Raw genomic sequence first — 18,429 nt, 5'->3', positions numbered from 1 at the left:
ACATTCCGTATTCAAGAGCATGCATCAAGATCGCGGATCAAGATCGCGGATCAAAAGCGTCGCGCAGTGCTTCGCCAATGAACACCAGTAAAGAAAGAATCAGCGCCAAAGTGAAGAACGCCGTCAGGCCCAGCCACGGTGCTTGCAGGTTTTGCTTGCCCTGGCCGATCAGCTCGCCCAGGGAAGCGCTGCCGGCAGGCATGCCGAAGCCGAGGAAGTCCAGCGCCGTCAGGGTGGAAATCGCTCCGGTGAGAATGAACGGCAAGTAGCTCAAGGTCGCGTTCATGGCGTTGGGCAGAATGTGCCGTACGATGACTTTGCGGTCGGTCAGGCCCAGCGCGCGCGCGGCCTTGACGTATTCCAGGTTGCGCCCGCGCAGGAACTCGGCACGCACCACGTCCACCAGGGCCAGCCATGAAAACAGCGCCATGATCCCCAGCAGCCACCAGAAATTCGGCTCGACGAAACCCGACAGGATGATCAGCAGGTACAGCACCGGCAACCCGGACCACACCTCCAGCAGGCGCTGGCCGAGCAAATCCACCCAGCCGCCGTAATAACCTTGCAGTGCCCCGGCCGCGATGCCGATCAGGGCACTGACAAAGGTCAGCATCAAGGCAAACAGGATCGACACCCGGGCACCGAAGATCACCCGGGCCAGAACGTCCCGTGCCTGGTCGTCGGTGCCCAGCCAATTGATGCTGGAGGGCGGACTGGGGGCGGGTATGTTCAGGTCATAGTTGGGTGTGTCGTCACTGAACGGAATCGGTGGAAACAGCAACCAGCCACCGTCCTTCTCGATCAGCTTCTGCACGTAGTCGCTGCGGTAGTCGGCCTGGAATGGCAGCTGCCCGCCGAATTCCTGTTCGGTGTGGCGCTTGAAGACCGGAAAGTACCACTGGCCTTGGTAGCTGACCATCAGCGGTTTGTCGTTGGCGATCAGTTCGCCGCCCAGGGTCATCAGGAACAGGCCGACAAACAGCCAGAGTGACCACCAGCCCCGGCGGTTTTTCTTGAAGCGCTCGAAGCGCCGGCGTGCCAACGGTGAAAGCTTGAACATCAGGCGTTCCTCGCGGCGAAGTCGATACGTGGGTCGACCAGGGTGTAGCAGAGGTCGCCGACCAGTTTTATCAAAAGGCCGAACAGGGTGAAGATGAACAGGGAGCCGAACACCACCGGATAGTCCCGGGATACCGCTGCTTCGTAACTCATGCGGCCCAGGCCGTCGAGGGAGAAGATCACCTCGATCAGCAGGGAACCGGCAAAAAACACACTGATGAACGCCTGGGGAATGCCCGACACCACCAGCAGCATGGCGTTGCGGAACACGTGTCCATAGAGCACTCGTCGTTCACTCAAGCCCTTGGCACGGGCAGTGACCACATACTGGCGGGTGATTTCATTGAGGAACGAGTTCTTGGTGAGGATGGTCAGCGTGGCGAAGCCGCCGATCACCAGCGCGGTCACCGGCAACACCAGATGCCAGAAGTAGTCAGCCACTTTGCCCAGGGTCGATAGCGAGTCGAAGTTGTCCGAGACCAGTCCACGAACCGGGAACCAGTTCAGTGAAGTGCCACCGGCAAAGACCACGATCAGGAACATCGCAAACAGGAACGCCGGCATGGCATAGCCGATGATGATCGCGGTACTGCTCCAGATGTCGAACTGGCTGCCATGATGCACGGCCTTGCGGATGCCCAGGGGAATCGACACCAGGTAGGTGATCAGCGTCGCCCAGAGCCCGAGGGAAATGGTCACGGGCATTTTTTCGAGGATCAGGTCGGTGACGGTAGCGCCGCGGAAGAAGCTCTTGCCGAAGTCCAGGCGTGCGTAGCTGGTGAGCATCAGCCAGAGGCGTTCGTGTGCCGGTTTATCGAAGCCGTACTGTTTTTCAATGTCCTTGATCAACTGCGGATCGAGCCCGCGACTGGCCCGGGACTTGCCGCTCATGGCTTCGCCGGAACCGCCGCCAACTGCTGCGCCGCCAATGCCTTGCAGGTGTGCGATGGCCTGTTCGACCGGCCCGCCCGGCGCGGCCTGGACGATGACAAAGTTGACCAGAAGAATGATCACCAGCGTCGGAATGATCAGCAGCAGGCGCCGTAATATATAAGCCCACATCAGTGCGGTCCTCCGGGTTTGCCACGGCGGATACGCTCGGCCGTCATCTGTTGGTTGGTCAATGGCGTGGTGCTCATCTCCCACCAGCTTTCGATGGCTTCGTCGTTGCTCGCCTGCACGTTCGGGATGCCAAAGCGGTTCCACCAGACCGTCGAGGTGCCCGGCGGGTAATAGTTGGGAATCCAGTAGTAATTCCATTGCAGCACCCGGTCCAGGGCGTGAGCGTAATGCAGCATGTCAGCCTGGGTGTTGGCACGGATCAGCCCGGTGATCAGGGTGTCCACTGCCGGGTTCTTCAACACCATGTAGTTGTTTGATCCCGGGTCGGTGGCCGCCGCCGAACCAAAATAATTGAGCAGTTCGTTTCCCGGAGAGGTGGTGACCGGATAGCCGGTGACGATCATGTCGTAGTCGCGGCTCATCAGGCGATTGACATACTGGGACGAGTCGATGCGGCGGATGTTCAGGTCGATGCCGATCTGTTTCAACGTGCGTTTATAGGGCAGCAGCAGACGGTCCATGCCGTTCTGACTGATCAGGAACGTGAAGCTCAACGGCTCGCCGTCGGCATTGACCAGTTGATCGCCATCGGGTTTCCAGCCGGCCTGTTCGAGCAAGTCCAGGGCTTGCAGTTGCTTGTCGCGGATCACGCCGCTGCCATCGGTCTTCGGCGCTTCGAACACCTTGGTGAATACTTCGTCGGGAATCCGCCCACGCAGCGGTTCGAGAATCGCCAGCTCACCCGCATCCGGCAGTTGCCGGGCCGCAAGATCGGTATTGGAGAAAAAGCTCTGCTGGCGGATGTACATGTCGCGCATCATCTGCCGGTTGGTCCACTCGAAGTCCCACAGCATCGCCAGCGCCTGGCGCACGCGACGGTCCTGGAACATGGGCTTTTGCAGATTGAACACAAAACCCTGGGCCGGCTGCGGCGCCTCTGTGGCGAGATGGGCCTTTTGCAGGCGACCGTCGCTCAGGGCCGGGCTGTCGTAGCCGATGGAGTAAGCGGTGGCGGAAAATTCCCGGTTGTAGTCATAGGCGCCACCGCGCAACACCTGGCGCGCTACGTCGGTATCGCCGAAGTATTCGATGCTGAAGTGATCGAAGTTGTACAGGCCACGACTGACCGGCAGGTCCTTGCCCCACCAATCGGGATTGCGCTCGAAGGTGATGCTGCGTCCGGAGTCGATCTTGCCGACTTTATAGGGGCCGCTGCCCAGCGGCGCTTCATAGCCGCCGCCACTGGCGAAATCGCGGCTCTTCCACCAGTGTTCGGGAAACACCGGCAAGGTCGCGATATCCAGGGGCAGGGTACGATTTTCGTTGTTCTTGAAATCAAAGCGGATAGTCAGCGGCGATTCCACTTCGACGCCTTTGACGTCGGCGAACTGGGTGCGGTAGCGCAGGCTGCCCTGGGTGATCAGCAGGTCGAAGGAGTAACGCACGTCTTCGGCGGTAATCGGTTTGCCATCGGCAAAACGCGCCTTGGGGTTGAGGTAAAAGCGCAGGGACTGGCCGTCTTCGGCGCGCTCCATCTTTTCTGCCACCAGGCCGTACACGGTGTACGGTTCGTCCAGCGAGCGCTGTGCCAGAGGCGAATAGAGCAGGCCATCGATCTGCGTGACGCCGATGCCTTTGTCGATGTAAGGCAAGACATGGTCGAATTGACCGATTTCGATCGCCGAGCGCCGCATCGTGCCGCCCTTGGGGGCCAGCGGATTGGTGTAGGCGAAATGGCTGAAACCGGCAGGGTATTTGGCCGGTTCGCCGTATACGGTCATTGCCGCTTGTGGTGTCGCATTCACACCCGCGGCACCCGACAGCAGGGTCACGGCCGTGAACAACAAGGTAGGGAAAGCCAGTCGCATTGTCAGCCTTAGAGCCGGGTGGTCGTTAACGACAATTTGTACGCTAGCGGCGCGTCCCTCGCCAGCCGAATTACGCACCTGAAACACAACGGCCCACCAAAAGGCGGGCCGTTGTGAGAGTAGTTCAAGCGTCGATCAGTCCTGACGGCTGGTCACTTCCAGCAGGTGGTAACCGAACTGGGTCTTGACCGGGCCCTGCACCACATTGATGGGTGCGCTGAAAACCACGGTGTCGAATTCCTTGACCATCTGGCCTGGACCGAACGAACCCAGGTCACCGCCCTGGCGGCTGGAAGGGCAGGTGGAGTTTGCCTTGGCAACTTCGGCGAAATCGGCGCCAGTCTCGATTTGGGTCTTGAGTTCGTTGCACTTGGCTTCGGAGGCAACAAGGATGTGACGGGCAGTGGCTTTAGCCATGGAAAAATACTCCTTTCAATACTCGATAAAGTGCTGAGCCTACCGGATTCAGTGAGCTATTTCTCCTCAAAGTTCCGTTCCACGCGGGACCCATGGCAGGTGGCACCTCAAAGGCCTGCGTCTCTCAAGCGTTCGGCATGCTGGACATACAGTTCGATCGGGTCGACACCTGTGCGCAACTGGCCGGTCGGTTGACCAATGGTGTCCAGATGATCCAGCGCATAGTCGGAGCGGATAACCGTACCCAGATGGGAACTGAAGCGACCGACCAACCCGTCGTTCTGCTCGCTTTCCGTGACGAAATAACCGGAAAGGGCCCGGCAGAACGCGTTGAGCGGATCGAACGCATTGAGCCCGGCCTCGAGAACATTCGACTGCAGCACGCCGCTCCACGAGTAGTAACGCACACCGTTGACCCGTTCACGCCCCTTGCCACCCCAGAGGGTGGGCAGCCCTTGCGGGTATTTGTCGTTGAATGCGCCTACGCCTTCGGTGGTCAGCGCATTGAGGGCCGCAATGGCGTTCTGCGGTTGGTACTGGTTGTCGCTCAATGTTGCGAGGAAGTCGGCGAACAGGGTCACCACCGTCTCGGCCACCTGTTCCGGAAGGCAGCCCGGTGCCAATGCCTTGCGCAGGAAATCGGCCAGTTCCGAGCCATGGTTCGGCCCGCTGACGGAAGTCACCGACGCCACGCTGTGTGGCGCTATCGCTGCGGCATAACGTGCGGTCAGTGCGCCCTGGCTATGACCTATGAGGTTGACTTTGCGTGAACCGGTTCCTTCCAGTACCCGCTCGATCTGCGTGAGCAATTGGTCACCGCGTACCTCGGTGTCATGGGTGGCCGACATGTAGGGGACGAACACCCTTGCTCCGGCGTTCCTCAACGCCTGCCTGATGTCGTGAAAGAGTTCGAATTTGCCGATTCTTTCGAAGCCGAAAAGGCCGTGGACCAGCAGTATTGGATAACAAGTGCTTGCATTCCTTTGCATGTTCATTCCTTTGCACAGAAGTTCGTTGGGACTGCATGGCGTTTCACTCTAAAACACTCGAGGTTGGCGCGATGTATGAAAAGTCCGCCGAAACTTGCGGAATGCGGAATAGAACAAGTGCGAATGTTCAAGTGCGGCTGAGGCCTTAGTCGGAATAAATTGATGACTTTTCACGGCAATCAGGTTGCTGCTGATCAAAAACCTACTTCGTATGTATCGATTTTCCGAGCGAGCCGGGGTGAGAGGCCGACATCACGGCTGTTTGCCGTGAGGTTAAATAGTCGTCATCCAAAGCCGGCCACCTGTTCGGTGTTTATTCCAAGGACTGGAGCGAATGAATGACTGTTTACGAACCCGATACCTTGAATCTCGCGCAGCAACCATTACCAGCTCCAATACTTGAACAGGCGGAAAACGGCGTTCTAAACCCCTCTGACAGAAAAGCCGTCATCAGGGTCCAGCCTTATCCGGGCATGACCTGCGGCGACAAATTGCTATTGAGTTGGGCGGGTCTGGATGCTGATGGTGTCGCCTGCAACCATCAGGTCGCGCGCTTTGTCACTGAGGACCGGGTCGGCGAGGATATGATCTTTGCCGTGGTTAGCGCACATATTGCGACGCTTGACGGTGGTTCACTCGAAATCAGTTACTCACTCACGAGCACCCGTTTTGCCGAGCCCGTGCACTCCCACCGTTTGCAACTGAGTGTGGGTGATGTGCAATCCGACCTGTTGCCTGCGACAGTGAACGACGCGGTGGGTAGAACGCTTGATCCGGATCGGGTGAAAGAAGGGGCGATCGTTACGATCAAACCCTATGCACGCATGGCGGCGGGCGACTGGGTATTGCTGACCTGGGCTGGCGTCTCGGTCGAAGGAAGTTTTAGTGATGCACTCAAGGTCGAGTCCTTTGCGGTGGGGGAGGAACTGTCGTTTTGGGTCAGTCCAGAGTGCATTGCGCCGAATCTGGGCTCCTCCGTTTCCATCGATTATTGCGTCAAGCAAGCAGGTCAGGGGCCTCGTTACTCTGAAGTCACGGCACTGATGGTCGACATCCTGGAACAGCGACCACTGCCAGGGCCCATTGTGCTGGAGGCCGACGAAGGTTGGGTGGATCTGCATGATGCACAGGATGGCGTGACCGTCGTCATCGAAAACGCCAGGGCTGATAGAGGTGAACTGATTTACCTGAGATGCGACGGGGAGAAGTTCAATCACTGTAACGAGCGCGAAATAACCAGAGACACTGCGGGCGAGCCACTGGTGTTCATCGTTCCCTACCGGTTCTGGAGGGAGCATCGAGACTCCGCGATCCGTGTTTCCTATTCAGTCGAGCGCCTTGACGGCACCCGCCAGCAATCCGGAGTGACACTGGTTCAAGTGCAGTCCCTGATGGGGCATTGACTGCCATTTGCCCTCCAGTGTTCGCATGAAGGCCGGAGGGCACATGGATGATGCTGATTATCGGGCGTTGTTTGATGCCCACAGCCGATCTGCTGCTTCAAGCAACAGTTGTTCTGTCCCGGCCCAGCCGAGGCAGCCATCAGTCACTGACACACCGTATTGCAATGACGAACTCAACGGCTGGCAGCCCTCGAACAAATGGCTCTCGATCATCATGCCGATCAGCGAACGATCACCTTGCAGGCGTTGTTCAAGTACATCCTTGAACACGGCTGGTTGGTTTAACGGGTTTTTGCCGCTATTGGCGTGACTGCAATCGACCATGATCCGAGCCGGAATCCTGAGTCTGGTCAGGTCGCTGTTCACTTGGGCAATGCTGGCGCTGTCGTAGTTCGGCCCGCGATGGCCGCCGCGCAATACCAGGTGAGTGTCCGCATTGCCCGGAGTTTGAATGATCGCCGGATGTCCCTGGCTATCGACACCGAAATGGCGATGGGGATGAGCCGCGGAGCGCATGGCGTCGCTGGCGACACCGACACCACCGTCAGTCCCGTTCTTGAACCCAACAGGCATGCCCAGGCCGCTGGCCATTTCCCGATGGATCTGCGACTCCGTCGTGCGTGCGCCTATTGCCACCCAACTCAGCAGGTCGTCGAAGTAACCGGCGGCCATCGGTTGCAGCAGTTCGGTGGCCACGGGCAAGCCCAGGCGGAGCATCTCGCGCATCAGCTCGCGGGACAGCGTCAGGCCGGCGGCCATGTCATCGCTGCCATCGAGGTGCGGGTCGTAGGCCAGGCCTTTCCAGCCAACCGTGGTGCGGGGTTTTTCGACGTAGGCGCGCATCACCAGCAGCATTTCGTCGCTGACTTCGGCGGCGAGTCGGGCAAGTTTGCCGGCGTATTCGAGGGCTGACTTCGGGTCGTGTATCGAGCAGGGGCCGACGATGACCAGCAAGCGGGAGTCTTCACCGTTGAGGATCGCGCGAACCGCCTGGCGGTGGGCGGTGACTTGCCGGGACAGGGCATTGCTGAGGGGCAATTGCTGTTTGAGTTGCAATGAGCTGGGCAGACGCAGGGTCAGCGCTTCATTGGCAGGGCTCATGGTGGACAGCGGCAGTGCGGAGACGGACGAGTTCATATTCAAGGCTTCCTGGGCTGGTCGCGGGTTCGTGCCCGCGCGCTCGGCCCTACTGGGGTGTTCGACAATTGGCCGGATTGGCTGCGTGTGTGTGCTTGCCACCTGTGGGTGACCGATCGGAGGCGGCAGGCTGTCCCGAGCGGAGGGTGGTAAATCGCCAGGCGGTAAAACTGTCTTGACGGTAATAAGTGGCGTAGTTCATGTGCTGAATCCTCTAAATGTCTGGTGTGTCGCTAAAAGTGTCGGGACTGAAAAAACAAAACCCCCGGTCGGGAGGCCGACCGGGGGTTGAGAATTCTCTGGTGGCGACCCGTTTAAAGTGGGCGCCGTGTGGGTATCAGGCGCGCCAGTGGCTAAACCAATACCCAAAATAAAAGCTGACCGGAGCACAACCGTCATTCACCCGGGCAGCCGCAACCGAGCGCGGGGCGCTGGCGGTACGAAGCTGCAAGAGGGTGTTGAACATGGTATGTCTCCGATGGATGGGTCGAGCTTACTAGAGGCCGGTACGCAGATTCAATCAGAAAATGCTATCGGCCAACGACGTCACTTTCTATCGCTTGAGCGAACACACAGTGCGTCTCAACGACAAACACATCGTCACAAGGCGATCGATCAGGTACTGGTTCTGGCCCGTCAGGAGCGGCGTCCGGCGTTGCGCCTGACGGTTTTCGAAAACAACCCGGCGCAAGCGTTGTACGAGCGCAAGGGATTGAGGGGGGGGGCAAGGACGAGTGTTTCCTGAGGATACAGCTGGATATCTCCGGTCGGGATTGCTGCAACACGCTTGCAACAAGCCTTTCAAGATGAATTGAAACTTTTAATCTGACGCTTTCCGCTAGGTCTGCCAGATGCTTTTTGCTAAGGTGTCTGGCATTCCAATAAGACCATATTGCGAGGTGTCTGCTTGATTAGGGTGCTAGTAGTCGATGACCATGATCTCGTTCGTACAGGCATTACACGAATGCTGGCTGACATCGATGGCCTGCAAGTAGTCGGCCAGGCCGAGTCGGGAGAGGAATCCCTGCTCAAGGCGCGTGAGCTGAAACCCGATGTGGTGCTGATGGACGTCAAGATGCCGGGTATCGGCGGTCTTGAAGCCACTCGCAAATTATTGCGCAGTCATCCGGATATCAAAGTCGTCGCGGTGACCGTGTGTGAAGAGGACCCGTTTCCTACGCGGCTGTTGCAGGCCGGTGCGGCAGGGTACCTGACCAAGGGGGCCGGTTTGCCGGAAATGGTCCAGGCCATCCGCCTGGTATTCGCCGGGCAACGCTACATCAGCCCGCAAATTGCCCAGCAGCTGGCGATCAAGTCCTTCCAGCCCACCAACGATTCGCCTTTCGATGCCTTGTCGGAGCGGGAAATCCAGATCGCGCTGATGATCGTCGGCTGCCAGAAAGTACAGATCATTTCCGATAAGTTGTGCCTGTCCCCGAAAACCGTGAACACCTACCGTTACCGCATCTTCGAAAAGCTTTCGATCAGCAGTGATGTCGAATTGACGCTATTGGCGGTTCGTCATGGCATGGTCGACGCCAGCCTCTGAAAATGAACGACACCTTTGATCCGAGCGCCTTTCTGTCCACCGTTAGCGGGCGACCCGGCGTGTACCGCATGTTCGACAGCGAAGCGCGGTTGCTCTACGTCGGCAAGGCGAAGAACCTCAAGAATCGCCTGTCGAGTTACTTTCGCAAGACCGGGCTTGCCCCCAAGACCGCCGCACTGGTAGCGCGTATCGCCCAGATCGAAACGACGATCACGGCCAACGAAACCGAAGCCTTGCTGCTTGAGCAGACGCTGATCAAGGAATGGCGTCCGCCCTACAACATCCTGCTGCGCGACGATAAATCCTACCCCTACGTCTTTCTCTCCGACGGAGAGTTTCCGCGACTGAGCATTCATCGCGGCGCGAAAAAGGCCAAGGGTAAATATTTCGGTCCTTACCCGAGCGCTGGCGCGATTCGCGAAAGCCTGAGCCTGCTGCAAAAGACGTTTTTCGTTCGGCAGTGCGAAGACAGTTTTTACAAGAACCGCACCCGTCCTTGTCTGCAATACCAGATCAAGCGCTGCAAGGCACCCTGCGTCGGGCTGGTGGAGCCCCAGGTGTACGCCGAAGATGTGCGCCACTCGGTGATGTTTCTTGAGGGGCGCAGCAATGCTCTGACAGACGAGTTGTCCGCCGGCATGGAAGAGGCGGCGATCAATCTCGAGTTCGAACGAGCAGCCGAATTGCGGGACCAGATTGCGTTACTGCGCCGGGTTCAGGATCAGCAGAGCATGGAAGGCGGGACCGGGGACGTCGATGTGATTGCCGCCTTCGTCAACCCGGGCGGTGCCTGTGTTCACTTGATCAGCGTGCGGGGCGGGCGGGTACTGGGAAGCAAGAACTTCTTCCCTCAGGTGGGTATTGAAGAAGACGTTAGCGAAGTCATGGCTGCATTTCTCGGCCAGTACTTTATCAGCAGTCCTGAGCGCGACTTGCCAAGTGAGCTGATCGTCAATGTGGTCCACGACGACTTTCCAACACTGATTGCCGCCATTGACGAGTTGCGCGGTCGCGAACTGACCATCAGCCATCGCGTGCGGGGTACGCGGGCGCGCTGGCAACAATTGGCGGTGACCAATGCCGAGCAGGCACTGAGTGCGCGGCTGGCGAATCGTCAGCACATTACGGCGCGCTTCGATGCACTGGCCGAGGTCCTGAAGCTGGATGAGCCTCCTCAACGACTTGAGTGCTACGACATCAGTCATTCCAGTGGCGAGGCGACGGTGGCGTCCTGCGTGGTCTTCGGCCCCGAAGGCCCGATCAAATCCGATTACCGCCGGTATAACATCGAGGGCGTTACGGCCGGCGATGACTACGCAGCGATGCATCAGGCGTTGACCCGACGCTTCAGCAAGCTGAAGGACGGGGAGGGCAAGCTGCCGGATATCCTGTTGGTAGATGGCGGGAAAGGTCAGTTGTCCATGGCCCGCGACGTGCTCGATGAATTGGCCGTGCCTGATTTGATTCTGCTCGGCGTCGCAAAAGGCGCGACGCGCAAGGCCGGTTTCGAAACCCTGTACCTGAACGACGCTGCACATGAGTTCACGTTGCGCGGCGATTCTCCCGCGTTGCACCTGATCCAGCAGATTCGCGACGAAGCCCACCGGTTTGCCATTACCGGGCACCGCGCCCGGCGTGGAAAAACCCGTCGGACGTCTACACTGGAAGGCGTCGCCGGCGTCGGACCCACACGTCGGCGGGATTTGTTGAAACATTTTGGTGGATTGCAGGAGCTGTCTCGTGCAAGCATCGAAGAAATTGCCAAAGCCCCCGGGATCAGTAAAAAGCTCGCAGAGTTGATTTATGCAAATCTGCACAGCGAGTAGAATGCCCCCTCACCTCGTAGCCAGTTGTGCCGATGAATATCCCTAATCTGATTACCGTTCTACGCGTTCTACTCATACCGATCTTCATTTTGCTGTTCTACCTGCCTTACCAGTGGAGCTACCTGGCCTCGGCCTCGGTCTTCGCATTCGCTGCCGCCACCGACTGGCTGGACGGGTATCTGGCCCGCCGTCTGGAGCAAAGCACACCGTTCGGGGCTTTCCTCGATCCGGTTGCCGACAAGCTGATGGTTGCGGTTGCACTGGTACTGTTGGTGCAGGAACACGGAAACCTGTGGCTCACGCTGCCTGCTGCCGTGATCATCGGTCGCGAGATTGTCGTCTCGGCGCTGCGCGAATGGATGGCCGAACTGGGTGCTCGTGCCCACGTCGCCGTGTCGAACCTGGGCAAATGGAAAACCGCTGCGCAAATGCTGGCGCTGGTGATCCTGCTGGCCAATTCCAAGGATTTCAATTTCTGGGTCTTGCTGGGTTATACGCTGCTGATGGTATCGGCTGGCCTGACTTTGTGGTCGATGGTCCAGTACTTGCGGGCTGCCTGGCCACATCTGAAGACCGACGTTGAAAAGAAATAAAACTTTTTTGAATCAAGGGGTTGACGGGGCTTCTGGAATCTATAGAATGCGCCACACCAAGACGCGGGAATAGCTCAGTTGGTAGAGCACGACCTTGCCAAGGTCGGGGTCGCGAGTTCGAGTCTCGTTTCCCGCTCCAAGTTTGTACGCATTTGATGTTGTGCTACTAGACACCAAATGTTTTGAGGCCGAGTAGCAAAATGGTTATGCAGCGGATTGCAAATCCGCCTACGCCGGTTCGATTCCGACCTCGGCCTCCACTAATAAACGAGCTCCGTAGATCTATGATTTACGGAGCTTTTTTATTTGCAGTAGCCTGCAAGATTTAGTCTTGAAAAGGGTATTTGCGAACTTGCTTCACCGGGGCGGGATGTATATATTTCCACCTCTGCTGCACAAGCGTCAAAACTGCCAGATCGTTATTTGACAGAACCTGGACGCTTCACCGCGCTACCGCCCGAATGGCGAAACTGGTAGACGCATGGGACTTAAAATCCCCCGCTCGTAAGGGCGTGCCGGTTCGATTCCGGCTTCGGGCACCATCTTGCATGCCACTGAGCGCTTTTGAGTTCTTTGGAAGCCTTGAAAAACCTGCCTTCTGGCGGGTTTTTTCGTTTTAGCATTCCGTCGGATTCTTGTCCATTCTTCTGGTATCCAGTCATTTAGAGGGTAAAGTTAGGGGTAGTCTTTGGTTCGATTAAGGATAGTACCCTTATGTCGCGCACAACTGCTCCGCTTACCGACGCTGCTTGCCGTTTAGCCAAGCCAACAGACCGTCCCTACAAGCTTTTCGACGGCGACGGTCTCTATCTCCTAATCCAACCCAATGGCCGTAAAGGCTGGCGTCTCAGGTACGTAAAGCCTGACGGCCGGGAGGGGTTGACCTCCCTCGGCAGCTATCCTGTGATTGGCCTTGCCGATGCGCGGCAGAAGCGTTTAGATGCGAAGCGGATGCTCGCAGACGGCATTGATCCCGTTGAGAACAAGCGTAAAGCCAAAACTGGAGATGCTGTCAACGGCCGTACCTTTGAAAGCGTGGCGTTGGACTGGCACAAGAACATGTCGGCCAGATGGACACCGGACCATTCCAAGAATGTGTTTAACCGTCTGAATAACTATGTTTTCCCGTTTATCGGTGCTCGCGCGATTGCTGATCTCGATACTTATGATCTGATGCAATCTTTGGAGGCGATCAGAAAACGAGGAACGATTGACGTCGCCTTAAGGGTACAAAGATACCTGCAAAGTATTATGCGTGAGGCAAAACGCCTTCGCCTTATTCCGATAAACCCTGCGTACGATCTTCAGGGCTTGATCAAAGCGCCGCGAGTCTCCCATCGGCCTGCATTGCCCCTATCACGCCTGCCTGAATTGATGGCACGAATCAATGCCTACAAGGGCCGAGAGCTGACCCGGCTAACGCTCATGCTGTCGCTGCACGTGTTTGTTCGCTCGAGTGAATTACGTTTCGCTCGCTGGTGCGAGTTCGACCTCAAGCGTGGCGTATGGGAGATCCCGGATACTCGGCCGGAGCTGGAGGACGTACGCCATTCAACGCGGGGGACGAAAATGGCGGGTGATGTCCATCTTGTGCCTTTATCGCCGCAAGTTGTGGCCGTGCTTGAACAGATCCACACCCTCACTGGGACATTCGACCTGGTATTTGCCGGTGATGCTAGGGCCTGGAAGCCGATGTCAGAAAACACCGTGAACAAAGCGTTGCGCACCATGGGGTACGACACGAAGACAGAGATTTGTGGTCACGGATTCCGCTCAATGGCCTGTAGTGCACTGATCGAGTCAGGTCTGTGGTCTGAGACGGCCATCGAAAGGCAAATGAGTCATAGAGAGCGCAACAGCGTTCGAGCTGCCTACATCCACAAGGCAGAGTTCATTGAGGAGCGTCGGTTGATCATGAACTGGTGGAGCCGGTACCTTACGGCGAATCTTCAGGAGCATGTCACGCCTCATGAGTTTGCGAATCTGGCCGGCGAGAATGTCACTCGATTGGCGACAAAAAGATCGTTCGCCAATTGATGCCCTCACTTCGGATAATTTCGACGTGACCAAGCGGATCGTGTGTAGTGCCCTGGGCTCAAACTGAGGCGTTAACTTCGAGCGGTGACGATGGATGTTACCGCTACACTTGAGTGCTTCTGATGGGAGTTCGTTGTTTTTCGAGTTGCCGCTGGAGGGCAGGAGTTCTCGCGCCATATGAGGCACAGGAAGACACTCGAAAAATGACGGTCTACATCTGATTTCTACGGGCTAATGATCGCGATACGCTGCCCTTGAGTCGGATTTTTTATTGCGCAGGAGAACACCATTTGGCAAGACATCTCAACTACGAGGGAAAAATTACGCGCTTGAGTTGAATGCGCCACCATCCAGCCCTGCCGCCGGTACTGCCGATTGTCTCTGTAAGTCCAGCTATGGCTCTTGCTCCGCGTACAAAGCGCTGCGGGTCTAGAGTCTGTTATTTACAGTCAAACTCTTGCTCTCCAAAAAACATTTTACCAAGGCTCTATCCGGGCTTTGCAGCCAGTAGGGTCGTAAATTTGCCCCCAGTGTTGCCCCCTGTCACGGGTGATGGATGGGAAATCGCGATCCGGGATTTCTTGCTGATTTCACGGATTTTTTCACCGGTGATAGCGGTACGTATTTTGTAAGAAGGGCTAGAAATTGTTTCATCTTCATCAGATTGGATGTTTCTGCACATCTTTGGCTTTCATTTTACGCCTCTTTGGAGGACGCCGATCAGGGTTCAGAGCAATACCGTGGCATTTTCAAAGTAAGTCGGATGCGGTAGGGCAGTGAATTGGTGTCGGTCGGGTTCCACATCCACGATGACGCCGTGCTCGGTATCGACCGATTGCTGCCTGTGCCACCATATAAGGCTTTCTTTTTTGATGAAGGGCGAATCTGGCACACAGAATTGATTAGCAAAACTCGACCTGACAGGCACGACTGGCGACCTGGTAACTGTCAGATCAAGTCTGAGCATTTTGCACTATTAGTTAGTAGCGAGCCGCAGTATTACTTTCAATCGCCTCTGCCGCTGCCAGCGTATTTTTCATCAAACAAGCAACGGTCATAGGACCAACACCGCCCGGAACTGGAGTGATGGCCGATGCGATATCCTTGGCGGCGTCGAAATCGACATCACCCACCAGAACCGATATACCGTTTTTTTCGACTCTGTTGATACCAACGTCAATGACCACTGCACCTGGCTTGATCGCTCTAGCATCTATAAATTCGGCCCGGCCAATCGCAACTACCAGAATGTCGGCCTGACGACATTCGGCGATCAGGTCTCGCGTGCGCGAGTGCACAATTGTGACGGTGCAGTTTTCCTGCATAAGCAAATTCGCCATGGGCTTGCCGACGATGTTGGACCGGCCGACAATTACCGCTTTTTTTCCGCTGAGGTCGCCGATCTGATCCCTCAGCATCATCAAGCATCCCAGAGGGGTGCAAGGAATCAGTTTGGCTTTCCCCTGGCCCAGCAGACCCACATTGATCGGGTGGAAACCGTCGACATCCTTGGCGGGATTTATGGCCGCAATAACCTTCGATTCATCGATGTGGGCGGGCAGCGGAAGTTGCACCAAGATTCCATGCACATAGCGGTCACTGTTCAGCTTGTCGATTAAGCTCAGCAAGTCTGCTTCGGACGTATCGCTTTCGAGCAGATGAGGGAAAGAGTCAATCCCAGACTCAAGCGCCTTCTTCATTTTGGTTTTCACATAAACCTGGCTGGCAGGATCGCTCCCGACTAGTACGACAGCCAGCCCGGGTGCTCTGCCGCGCTTCTCCCTGAAGGCCCTTGCACCGACGGCAACATTCTTGCGCAAGATTTCGGCAAACGCCTTCCCATCGATTATGGAGGCCTCTGCACTGGGCGCTTTTTCCAAAGGTTGTGTAGTGGTCATTTCGTCCTACCCATTAGCGTTCAGAAGCTGCCTCCACTTCCATGGAGGCAGTTGCATGATCAAGATTTCAGGCGTTCGCCTTTAGGATCGTAAAGGCACCCACGAATGACTTTCGCAGGGCACTCTTCGCCCAGAATTTTGATGGTGAGTTCAGTGTCCAGGGTCGCAAGTTCGCGTTTGATAAAGCCCATGGCCAAACTCTTATTAACGCGATAACCATAGGCTCCTGATGTAGTAAGCCCAACCAATTTTCCTTGATGGAAAATTGGCTCGCTACCCAATGCGTCAGCAAGGCCCGCTTGCACTTCCATCAGTACGAGACGGTGGGTACTCGGCATCTCTTTTTCTGCCAGCACTGCCGCACGCCCTTCAAAATCACCTTTATCGGTCTTGATGAAGTAGCCCATGTTGGCAGCTAGTGCCGAGTACTCGGTTGTCAGCTCGCGGCCCCAAATCTGGTAACCCTTTTCGATGCGCATCGAGTCCATGGCCCGCAACCCAAAGTCGACGATCCCATGTACTTCTCCCGCCCACACGAGGGCTTCGTAAAGTGCCTGCTGGTGTTGGAGTGGATGGTGGAGTTCCCATCCCAATTCCCCGACAAAGTTCATTCGCAACGCGCGTACGGGAGCCCCAACCACCTGGATCTCCTGGCCGGTAAACCAGGGAAATGCTTCATTGCTCAGATTGGCGTCGGTGAGTTTTGCCAGTACTTCTCGTGCTCTCGGGCCTGCCAGGATCAGCGTGCCCCAATCCCTGGTGATGTTCGCGATGGAGATGTCCACGTATTTCGTTGCCCGTTGCCGCAACCAATCGTCAATCAACAACTCACAGGCCGCCGGGCACATCAGGTAAAACGCACCGCTTTCCAGGAGCGTCATGGAAAATTCCCACGCCACGCTTCCTGATGGGGTGAGTACATGGGCGAGAGCTACATCCCCGCATTTTGCAGGAACCTGGTTGGGGCTGATCCGATCCAGAAATGAACGAGCATCCTTTCCAGAGATCTCGAATTTTGTGAAGGCACTCAGATCGAGGATACCCACGCGATTTTGCACAGCTTCACATTCCGACCGGACTGCTGCATCCCAATTGCCCCGGCTGTAGCTGAAGTTCTCGACTGGGACATTGGCAGATTGTGCAAACCAGCTGGCACGCTCCCAACCGTAATAAGCGACGAACACGGCATTCTTGTGTTTGAGTATTTCGTAAATCGGCGTGGTCTTCACTTCGCGACACGCCGGGCGCATCGCGTATTCGTTCGGGCAGCTTAGTTGGTATTCGTTGGCGTACAGCTCAAGCGATTTGGTGACGGTGTAGGAAAGGTTCGCGTAGCTACCAAAGCGTCGGGAATCCAGCTCCCAAAGTTCAACCTCAGGGTGGCCGTCGATGATCCACTGAGCAAGGTATCGGCCCGCGCCGCCACCCTGAGTGATCCCGAAACTGAACCCTGCGCATGCGAAGTAGTTGTCGTAACCGTGCACCGGGCCGAGCAGGGGAAGGCCGTCTGGGGTGTACACGATTGGGCCATTGACCACGGTCTTGATCCCGCCGTCACCGATTATCCCAACCTGTTCCATCGCTGCACCGATGATTTCTTCGAGACGGTTCAGTTCCGGTTGCAGCAGTTCCTGACCGAACGTCGCTGGAACGCCGTCGACTGCCCAGGCCACCGGCTCGCGCTCGTAGGGGCCGAGTATCAGTCCTTTCCCTTCCTGGCGAAGGTAGTAGGAGATGTCGGGATCGCGAAGCAGGGGAAGGTGGTGGGGTCTGTCCACCAAGGCTGGAATATTGTCGGTGACCAGATACTGATGTTCCAGGGAACAGATAGGGAACTGATGGCCGATCATCGCAGCCACTTCATTAGCCCTGAAACCTGCGGCGTTCACGATAATGTCTGCGTGAATGATGCCTTGTTCGGTCGTTACTTCCCATTTTTTATCGGCGAGTTGGGTAATCGCGGTGACCGGATTGTGCCGAACAATGGTAGCGCCGTAACCACGTGCCAATTGAGCCATGGCATTGGTCACACTGGTAGGATCGATATGACCGTCATACGGGTCCCAAAGCCCACCCAGCAAACCGGTGGTGTCCAGGAAGGGATGCAGTTCCTTCAGGCGCTCATTGTCGACCACTTCGACGCCATTCAAACCGGCAAGCGTGGCCAGGCCTGCGACCCGTTTGAACTCATCCAGACGTTCCTTGGTGTGCGCAAGCCGGATCGAACCTGTTTGATGGTGACCGACCGATTGACCGGTCTGTTCCGCGAGTTGTTGATACAGCTCGATGCTGTTTTTCTGAAGCTTCATGATGTTCAGACTGGTGCTGAACGAAGGAAGGTTGCCCGCGGCGTGCCAGGTTGATCCAGATGTCAGTTCAAGTTTCTCCACCAGCATGACATCCGTCCAGCCGGATTTGGCCAGATGGTAAAGCGTGCTCACACCAGTAATACCACCACCAATCACTAAAACTTTGGCTTCCGATTTCATCTCGGGGGGGATCCTTTGACGGGTCAATTGGAGACGTGATTCGCCGGGGCTCCGGGCGTCTGGATTCGATGCTAAGGTGCTTGAGATGGCACTACAAACGAT

At 56.7% G+C, this 18,429-nt stretch carries 13 protein-coding genes, 3 tRNA genes and 1 pseudogene; 9 read left to right on the top strand and 8 right to left on the bottom strand.

The genetic code is table 11. The features are described from left to right. Window positions 1-37 precede the first annotated feature (37 nt). The 5 genes from ACM6IK_RS02045 to ACM6IK_RS02025 all read right to left on the bottom strand — a co-directional run bounded on the left by ACM6IK_RS02045 (window position 38) and on the right by ACM6IK_RS02025 (window position 5,395). Window positions 38-1,060, bottom strand: coding sequence for an ABC transporter permease (locus tag ACM6IK_RS02045; protein ID WP_414872924.1), 1,023 nt, complete (start codon window positions 1,058-1,060; stop codon window positions 38-40). Continuing rightward, complete coding sequence (locus tag ACM6IK_RS02040) at window positions 1,060-2,121, bottom strand: microcin C ABC transporter permease YejB (protein ID WP_115947860.1); 1,062 nt, start codon at window positions 2,119-2,121, stop codon at window positions 1,060-1,062. Before ACM6IK_RS02040 ends, ACM6IK_RS02045 begins: the two co-directional genes overlap by 1 nt. Next, a complete protein-coding gene (locus ACM6IK_RS02035; protein WP_414872923.1) occupies window positions 2,121-3,989 on the bottom strand; it encodes an extracellular solute-binding protein in 1,869 nt (622 codons plus the stop codon). The genes ACM6IK_RS02040 and ACM6IK_RS02035 overlap by 1 nt, the downstream gene beginning before the upstream one ends. 135 nt (window positions 3,990-4,124) lie before the next feature. After that, entirely contained in the window at window positions 4,125-4,406 is a 282-nt protein-coding gene (locus ACM6IK_RS02030) for a peptidylprolyl isomerase (protein ID WP_414872922.1), read from the bottom strand. A gap of 107 nt (window positions 4,407-4,513) precedes the next feature. Next, window positions 4,514-5,395, bottom strand: a complete 882-nt coding sequence (locus ACM6IK_RS02025) for an esterase/lipase family protein (protein ID WP_414872921.1) — start codon at window positions 5,393-5,395, stop codon at window positions 4,514-4,516. A 338-nt stretch (window positions 5,396-5,733) separates the two neighbouring features. On the opposite strand from ACM6IK_RS02025, the gene ACM6IK_RS02020 reads away from it, so the two are divergent. Further along, window positions 5,734-6,798 (top strand): hypothetical protein, encoded by a 1,065-nt coding sequence (locus ACM6IK_RS02020; protein WP_414872920.1) that lies wholly within the window; start codon window positions 5,734-5,736, stop codon window positions 6,796-6,798. Window positions 6,799-6,855: 57 nt separating this feature from the next. Here the strand turns inward: ACM6IK_RS02020 and ACM6IK_RS02015 are convergent, their stop codons facing one another. After that, window positions 6,856-7,935 (bottom strand): 3-deoxy-7-phosphoheptulonate synthase, encoded by a 1,080-nt coding sequence (locus ACM6IK_RS02015; RefSeq protein WP_414872919.1) that lies wholly within the window; start codon window positions 7,933-7,935, stop codon window positions 6,856-6,858. A gap of 607 nt (window positions 7,936-8,542) precedes the next feature. Here ACM6IK_RS02015 and ACM6IK_RS02010 point away from each other — a divergent pair. The 8 genes and pseudogenes from ACM6IK_RS02010 to ACM6IK_RS01975 all read left to right on the top strand — a co-directional run. Further along, a pseudogene (locus tag ACM6IK_RS02010) lies at window positions 8,543-8,745 on the top strand (GNAT family N-acetyltransferase); the annotation flags it as partial. 97 nt (window positions 8,746-8,842) lie between these two features. After that, window positions 8,843-9,484: a UvrY/SirA/GacA family response regulator transcription factor gene (uvrY, locus tag ACM6IK_RS02005; RefSeq protein ID WP_008015884.1), complete on the top strand. Its 642-nt coding sequence runs from the start codon at window positions 8,843-8,845 to the stop codon at window positions 9,482-9,484. A 2-nt stretch (window positions 9,485-9,486) separates the two neighbouring features. Further along, window positions 9,487-11,310, top strand: coding sequence for an excinuclease ABC subunit UvrC (gene uvrC, locus ACM6IK_RS02000; RefSeq protein ID WP_218430784.1), 1,824 nt, complete (start codon window positions 9,487-9,489; stop codon window positions 11,308-11,310). A 32-nt stretch (window positions 11,311-11,342) separates the two neighbouring features. Next, complete coding sequence (pgsA, locus tag ACM6IK_RS01995; protein ID WP_414872918.1) at window positions 11,343-11,903, top strand: CDP-diacylglycerol--glycerol-3-phosphate 3-phosphatidyltransferase; 561 nt, start codon at window positions 11,343-11,345, stop codon at window positions 11,901-11,903. 63 nt (window positions 11,904-11,966) lie between these two features. After that, window positions 11,967-12,042 (top strand) — tRNA-Gly (locus ACM6IK_RS01990). A gap of 47 nt (window positions 12,043-12,089) precedes the next feature. Continuing rightward, window positions 12,090-12,163 (top strand) — tRNA-Cys (locus ACM6IK_RS01985). 195 nt (window positions 12,164-12,358) lie between these two features. Continuing rightward, a tRNA-Leu gene (locus ACM6IK_RS01980) sits at window positions 12,359-12,445 on the top strand. A gap of 172 nt (window positions 12,446-12,617) precedes the next feature. Beyond that, complete coding sequence (locus tag ACM6IK_RS01975; protein WP_414872917.1) at window positions 12,618-13,940, top strand: tyrosine-type recombinase/integrase; 1,323 nt, start codon at window positions 12,618-12,620, stop codon at window positions 13,938-13,940. A 980-nt stretch (window positions 13,941-14,920) separates the two neighbouring features. On the opposite strand, the gene folD is transcribed toward ACM6IK_RS01975, so the two are convergent. Beyond that, entirely contained in the window at window positions 14,921-15,838 is a 918-nt protein-coding gene (gene folD / locus ACM6IK_RS01970; protein ID WP_115947913.1) for a bifunctional methylenetetrahydrofolate dehydrogenase/methenyltetrahydrofolate cyclohydrolase FolD, read from the bottom strand. A gap of 59 nt (window positions 15,839-15,897) precedes the next feature. Further along, window positions 15,898-18,327, bottom strand: coding sequence for an FAD-dependent oxidoreductase (locus ACM6IK_RS01965; protein WP_414872916.1), 2,430 nt, complete (start codon window positions 18,325-18,327; stop codon window positions 15,898-15,900). Window positions 18,328-18,429: the final 102 nt, after the last annotated feature.

Source organism: Pseudomonas sp. IT-196MI5 (assembly GCF_949767415.1).
Lineage (GTDB): Bacteria > Pseudomonadota > Gammaproteobacteria > Pseudomonadales > Pseudomonadaceae > Aquipseudomonas.
This window is presented reverse-complemented; position numbering and strand designations above follow the sequence as displayed.